At 42.7% G+C, this 5,198-nt stretch carries 8 protein-coding genes; 7 read left to right on the top strand and 1 reads right to left on the bottom strand.

The annotated features are described in order from the left end of the window. The 6 genes from IQ229_RS12080 to IQ229_RS12105 form a co-directional block, all read left to right on the top strand. On the top strand, positions 1-951 hold a 951-nt coding region (locus IQ229_RS12080; protein WP_194043988.1), incomplete at its 5' end, for a glycosyltransferase family 4 protein. 57 nt (positions 952-1,008) lie between these two features. Next, positions 1,009-1,194, top strand: coding sequence for a hypothetical protein (locus IQ229_RS12085; protein WP_194043989.1), 186 nt, complete (start codon positions 1,009-1,011; stop codon positions 1,192-1,194). Positions 1,195-1,301: 107 nt separating this feature from the next. Next, positions 1,302-2,324: a zinc-dependent alcohol dehydrogenase gene (locus IQ229_RS12090; protein WP_194044006.1), complete on the top strand. Its 1,023-nt coding sequence runs from the start codon at positions 1,302-1,304 to the stop codon at positions 2,322-2,324. 68 nt (positions 2,325-2,392) lie between these two features. Beyond that, positions 2,393-2,653: a hypothetical protein gene (locus IQ229_RS12095; protein ID WP_194043991.1), complete on the top strand. Its 261-nt coding sequence runs from the start codon at positions 2,393-2,395 to the stop codon at positions 2,651-2,653. After that, on the top strand, positions 2,643-3,089 hold the full coding sequence (locus IQ229_RS12100; RefSeq protein WP_194043993.1) for an HNH endonuclease: 447 nt from the start codon (positions 2,643-2,645) through the stop codon (positions 3,087-3,089). The genes IQ229_RS12095 and IQ229_RS12100 overlap by 11 nt, the downstream gene beginning before the upstream one ends. Before the next feature lie 201 nt (positions 3,090-3,290). Next, entirely contained in the window at positions 3,291-4,055 is a 765-nt protein-coding gene (locus tag IQ229_RS12105; RefSeq protein WP_228013412.1) for an ABC transporter ATP-binding protein, read from the top strand. Between the two features lie 65 nt (positions 4,056-4,120). On the opposite strand, the gene IQ229_RS12110 is transcribed toward IQ229_RS12105, so the two are convergent. Continuing rightward, the gene (locus tag IQ229_RS12110) at positions 4,121-4,651 is read right to left on the bottom strand and encodes an orange carotenoid protein N-terminal domain-containing protein (protein ID WP_194043995.1); all 531 of its coding nucleotides are present in this window, start codon (positions 4,649-4,651) and stop codon (positions 4,121-4,123) included. A 222-nt stretch (positions 4,652-4,873) separates the two neighbouring features. On the opposite strand from IQ229_RS12110, the gene IQ229_RS12115 reads away from it, so the two are divergent. After that, positions 4,874-5,198: hypothetical protein (locus IQ229_RS12115; protein ID WP_194043997.1), on the top strand; the 325-nt coding region annotated here is incomplete at its 3' end.

Raw genomic sequence — 5,198 nt, forward strand, 5'->3', positions numbered from 1 at the left:
TTATTTGCCTCTGGTGATTCTCAAACTTTGGCTCATTTAGAAGCAGTTTATCCACGTGCATTACGCTTAGACCCAAATGTGAAAGAGTATGCAGTGTACGAAATGCTAGAACTAAGCCAAGTTTACCAGCGTGCTGACCAATTCGATATTATCCATTCTCATGTAGGAATTTCGGCATTACCTTTAGCGAGTTTGATAACAGCAACTGCTACAGTCCACACCCTGCACAATAATTTTACAACTGACAACCGTCACGCATTTAGCTACTACCAAAAGCAACCATACATCAGCATTAGTAACTCGCAGCGTCAAATCGATCTTAATTATGTTGGCACGGTTTATAACGGAATTGAGCTAGCAGATTACCCATTTGTAGCCAAACCATTACAACCTTCATATTTAGCGTTTTTAGGCCGTTTTTCGCCAGATAAAGGCCCGCACCATGCGATCGCCATTGCTAAACAAACTGGTTGGCGCTTGAAGATGGCAGGAAAGGTTGATGCAGTATACTCTGAGTTTTTTGAACAAGAGATTCTCCCTCACATAGATGGTGAGCAAATCGAATATCTCGGTGAAATTAACCACCCCCAAAAAACTGAACTTCTGGGTAATGCTGCGATAACTCTTTTCCCCATTAGCTGGCAAGAACCTTTTGGCTTAGTAATGATTGAATCAATGGCAACTGGTACGCCAGTAATTGCCATGAATTTCGGCTCCGTACCTGAAGTTATTGCCCACGGTAAAACAGGTTTTATCTGCAATAGCTATGCAGAAATGGCGACAATGATTCCACCAGCTTTGGAACTCAATCGTCAAACCTGTCGAAAACACGTAGAAAACAACTTTAGTGTTAGCCAGATGGTTAACGGATATGAAGCTGTTTACAGACAAATTATTAAAGACCGCATAGAATCGAATGGCCGCATTCATGCAGCTAACATTCAGTTTTAATCAACTGCTTTTTTGACTTAAGTTTAAAACAACAATTTTTTTAAGGAGGACATTGGTATGAGTACGAGAGCCAACACTTGCCCATGTTGCGGTGGTTCCCTCCTGCGTCATGCTCGTCATGGTGAACTATATTGGTTTTGCCTATCCTGCCGACAAGAAGTACCACTATTAACTGCTACTCGCCTGCCTAATGTGGAAACTCGCAATACCGGTGTGCTTCCCCAGCCAGCTGTGAATAGCTAGTTTTTCAATATATAAAACCTACTAAAAATCAATACTGATTTCGTTTAAACCTATCAATAAGCCTCAACTGGTAAAATCGGATGGAGCTAATTAATAGGTTTAAAGTTTTGTTAGCAGCGTTACTTTATGGTCAAGAAGATTTACGCCTAGAGCAAGTTTCTGACCCTACTCCGGCGGCTGGCGAGGTTGTGATGCAAGTGGGGACAGCAACAACTTGTGGTACAGATTTGAAAGTCTGGCGGCGTGGTGGTCATGCCAGAATGCTGATACCGCCAACGCTGTTTGGTCACGAAGCTGCTGGGCAAATTGTTGCCTTGGGTGCCGGGGTGACAAATTGGCAAGTAGGCGATCGCGTTGTCGCTAATAATTCTGCTCCATGCATGAATTGCTTTTTTTGTCAACGCCAAGAATATTCCCTATGTCCAAATTTGACCTGGAATAATGGGACTTTTGCCCAATACTTGAAAATTCCTGCACCGATAGTAGAGCATAATTTGTTGCAGATTCCCGATGAGTTGCCGTGGGAATTGGCAGCGATGACAGAACCTTTGGCTTGTGTGTTGCATGGTGTAGCGCGTTCTAATATTAAGCCCAAAGATAAAGTAGTCGTATTAGGAGATGGGGCAATCGGGCTGATGTTTGTGGCGGCATTGAGTGAGAAAGCTGAGGTTTTGCTGTGGGGAGGTAATAACCACAGACTAGAAATTGGTCAGAAATTAGGTGCAACCCAGACCTTTAATTATCATCAAATCTCAGATATTTCAAGTGTGGTGAAAGAACTTACCCAAGGATGGGGCGCAGATGTAGTAATTGAAGCCACTGGTGTCCCAAGTGTTTGGGAAACTGCGATCGCCTGCGCCCGTCCTGGTGCAACAGTCAACTTATTCGGTGGCTGCCCACGGGATACCAGCATTACCGTTAGTACAGAACAGCTACACTATAGCGAACTTACCATCAAAGGCGTGTTTCATAATACACCAGAGTATGTGCGATCGGCCCTTGCACTCATAGCTAGTCGCAAAATTCCCTTTGAGTTACTTATTAGCGAACAACGACCATTAAAAGATTTAGAACAGGTGTTTTCTGATATGAAGGCGCGTAAAGTAATTAAGGTAGCAATGATTCCTTAGTATTTTGGCAGCCAATTCACAGGGCACACTACAATGACTATAGCACCACAGACTTAGGCTAAAGCACTATGACTCCTCAAGTCATTACCCCAGTATTGATGATTGAACCCTCATCATGGCTCCGCTCTGGCATCACCATTGAGAAAGTTGATAATGTTAACCTTGCTAAGTTCACAGATGAGTTACATACTCGTCTAGAAGAATTGCTTGAGAAACGAAAATCTGGATTGCTGACTCCTGAAGAAGAAGCAGAATATGCTGGAATTGCTGAACTGGAGCGCATTCTAACTTTTGTTAACGCTAAACTGATTGCCAGTCGTGGGTGTTAAAGATGGCACTCGGCAGTTTGTGCGCGAAAGAGCTAAATATCTGTGTGAATATTGCCACTCTCCAGAACGCTCAAGTTCAGATCGCTTCACAATCGATCATCTCATTCCACAATCATTAGGTGGCTCAGATGCAGATGACAACTTAGCTCTAGCTTGTCGTCGTTGTAATGAGCGTCGTTACAACTTCACAACTGGTGTTGATCCTCAAACTCAGCAAGAAGTCGCCTTATTCAATCCTCGTCAGCAACGGTGGGTAGATCACTTCATCTGGACAGGCGATGGACTAAAGATCGTTGGCAAAAGTGCTACAGGTAGAGCAACTTGTCATCGACTAGATATCAATGATGAATTTCACAACCAAGGATTTATCCAAGAATCTAGGCAGTTATGGATACAAGGAGGGTGGCACCCACCTGTAGACGATCCTCGTCTTTGATGCCTGAACTAGCGATATCTATAGCTGCCAACATCGTGCAACAAGAATAAAAAATGCTAGATAATAGTTAGCTTTTATTTGCTCTAATACATCACCTTACAGAGTTATCACAGCAAGAGCTAGGAAGAATTTTTCTGATTTTTATAGTTTAATTGAGCGATCGCTATAATTGCATCTCTACCAAATAATAACTAAATCCTTATGGCAAACACTATTTCAATTACTGATTCTCTAGTTCCTAATCCCGTCCCTAAATCAACAATTATTCGTTTGGAGAATATCTTTAAAATATATGGCAGTGGCGAAACTGAAGTCAAAGCACTTAACGATGTGAATTTGACTATCCATGAGGGCGAATATTGTTCGATTATGGGGCCATCTGGTTCAGGTAAATCTACAGCGATGAATATTATCGGCTGTCTAGACCGACCCACAGGCGGACATTATTACTTAGATAATATTGATGTAGCGCAAATGGATGATAAATCTTTGGCACACATCCGTAATAAAAAGCTGGGTTTTGTCTTCCAACAATTCCATTTATTACCTCAACTCACAGCATTAGAAAATGTGATGCTACCAATGGTTTATGCTAGTGTGAGTCCAAAAGAAAGAAGCGATCGCGCCACGGAAGCACTGACGCGAGTAGGTTTAGCAAATCGCCTTAACAACAAACCAACTCAACTATCTGGTGGACAACAACAAAGAGTAGCGATCGCCCGCGCGATCGTCAATCGTCCCGTGGTACTCCTCGCTGATGAACCCACAGGCGCACTTGATTCGCGCACAACCCAAGAAGTCTTAGATATTTTTGGCGAACTCAATGCCAGTGGAATCACAGTTGTGATGGTGACACATGAACCAGAAGTCGCCCGTCAAACCCAGCGCATCGTTTGGTTCCGTGATGGTCAAGTAGTACACTCCAACCTTACCCCAGCCGACTTGAGTCAGTTGGCTGTCTCGTAGGTTCTTAAAGTCCGCGGAGGCGGACTTTAGTTTGTGTAGCCGCGACTTCTAATCGCCAAAGCTGATTACAAACTTGAGGTTTTTCCCGTTTCTGCTTGCGTTGCGATCGGCTTAACATCGGTGTAACCCACTTCACCAGCTATTGTCCGAAACACTGACATTTGCTCTTCAAAATCTAGTCCTTCAATTTCGGAAAGCAGATCGTTAACTGCCTGACTTGGCTGGTAGCTAGCTGGTATTCCAACCACCGTATCCCCCATAGCTACCGCCCAAGCATACCAAACTAACAGCTGGTTATTTTCTTTTATCGCCCCATAAGCACGAGAATATTCTGTGTCTTTGCGGTTAACTATATCCCGCATAATTTCTAGTTGCTGCTCTTTAGATAATTTAAAATAATCTCCGAGCAGAAGTGGTGCTAACTCTGGTTCAGCCGCAGCTGGCGCAGCTGGCGTGATCGAATCACCCATTTTTTTATAAACAAAATAGAACCAGGCTAATTTGGCATCAGTATCTAAGGCGTTAAACCTATCCACCAATTCTTGAGTTTCATTGCTCTGGGCTTGAGAAATAGTTTTATCGTAACTCGCAGTCATAATTGTATTTCCAAAGAAATTTTACAGTCTCAACTAAGGCTTACCAAAGTTTGAGCATCACATTCTACTATCGATAGAAAGAGTTATATTAATTGCAAATTACAGCTTTAATCTACCTTTTAATAGAGGTAAAGTCTCTCCCAGGGGAACATAGAAATAATTAATTACTTTGCTATGCTCTTTCAAGTAAGCAATGAAAAATTTAACCTAAGGATTTTAATTATGCCTGATGAAGAAGTGAAGCCCAATTTAAATGAAGCTTCCACCCAGGATGCACAATTAGCTGCCGAAAGCATAGCTAGTGGTGATGAAAAAGCGCCAACGGTGGATTTTGATGCTGATTATGCAGCTGCACAAAAATTCAGCGTTAGTGAAGTCGATCGCACAGGTAAGGGTGCAGCAGCAGCTGAATCAGCTACTGCACCTAAATATCAAACCTCTAAGCCACAAGAGACAAAACCTCAAACACAGTCAACTGGTAATCCTGATGATTTTCTAGAGTCAGCAAAAGAAGTTGGGAATTCTCAGACTGGGGATGCAACTAATG

Source organism: Nostoc cf. edaphicum LEGE 07299 (assembly GCF_015207245.1).
GTDB lineage: Bacteria > Cyanobacteriota > Cyanobacteriia > Cyanobacteriales > Nostocaceae > Nostoc > Nostoc edaphicum_B.

What these genes read in the sequence shown, in the direction of transcription:
- IQ229_RS12110 (WP_194043995.1), bottom strand. Translation starts at nt 4,651, where the DNA reads ATGACTGCGAGTTACGATAAAACTATTTCTCAAGCCCAGAGCAATGAA.
- IQ229_RS12085 (WP_194043989.1), top strand. Translation starts at nt 1,009, where the DNA reads ATGAGTACGAGAGCCAACACTTGCCCATGTTGCGGTGGTTCCCTCCTG.
- IQ229_RS12105 (WP_228013412.1), top strand. Translation starts at nt 3,291, where the DNA reads ATGGCAAACACTATTTCAATTACTGATTCTCTAGTTCCTAATCCCGTC.
- IQ229_RS12095 (WP_194043991.1), top strand. Translation starts at nt 2,393, where the DNA reads ATGACTCCTCAAGTCATTACCCCAGTATTGATGATTGAACCCTCATCA.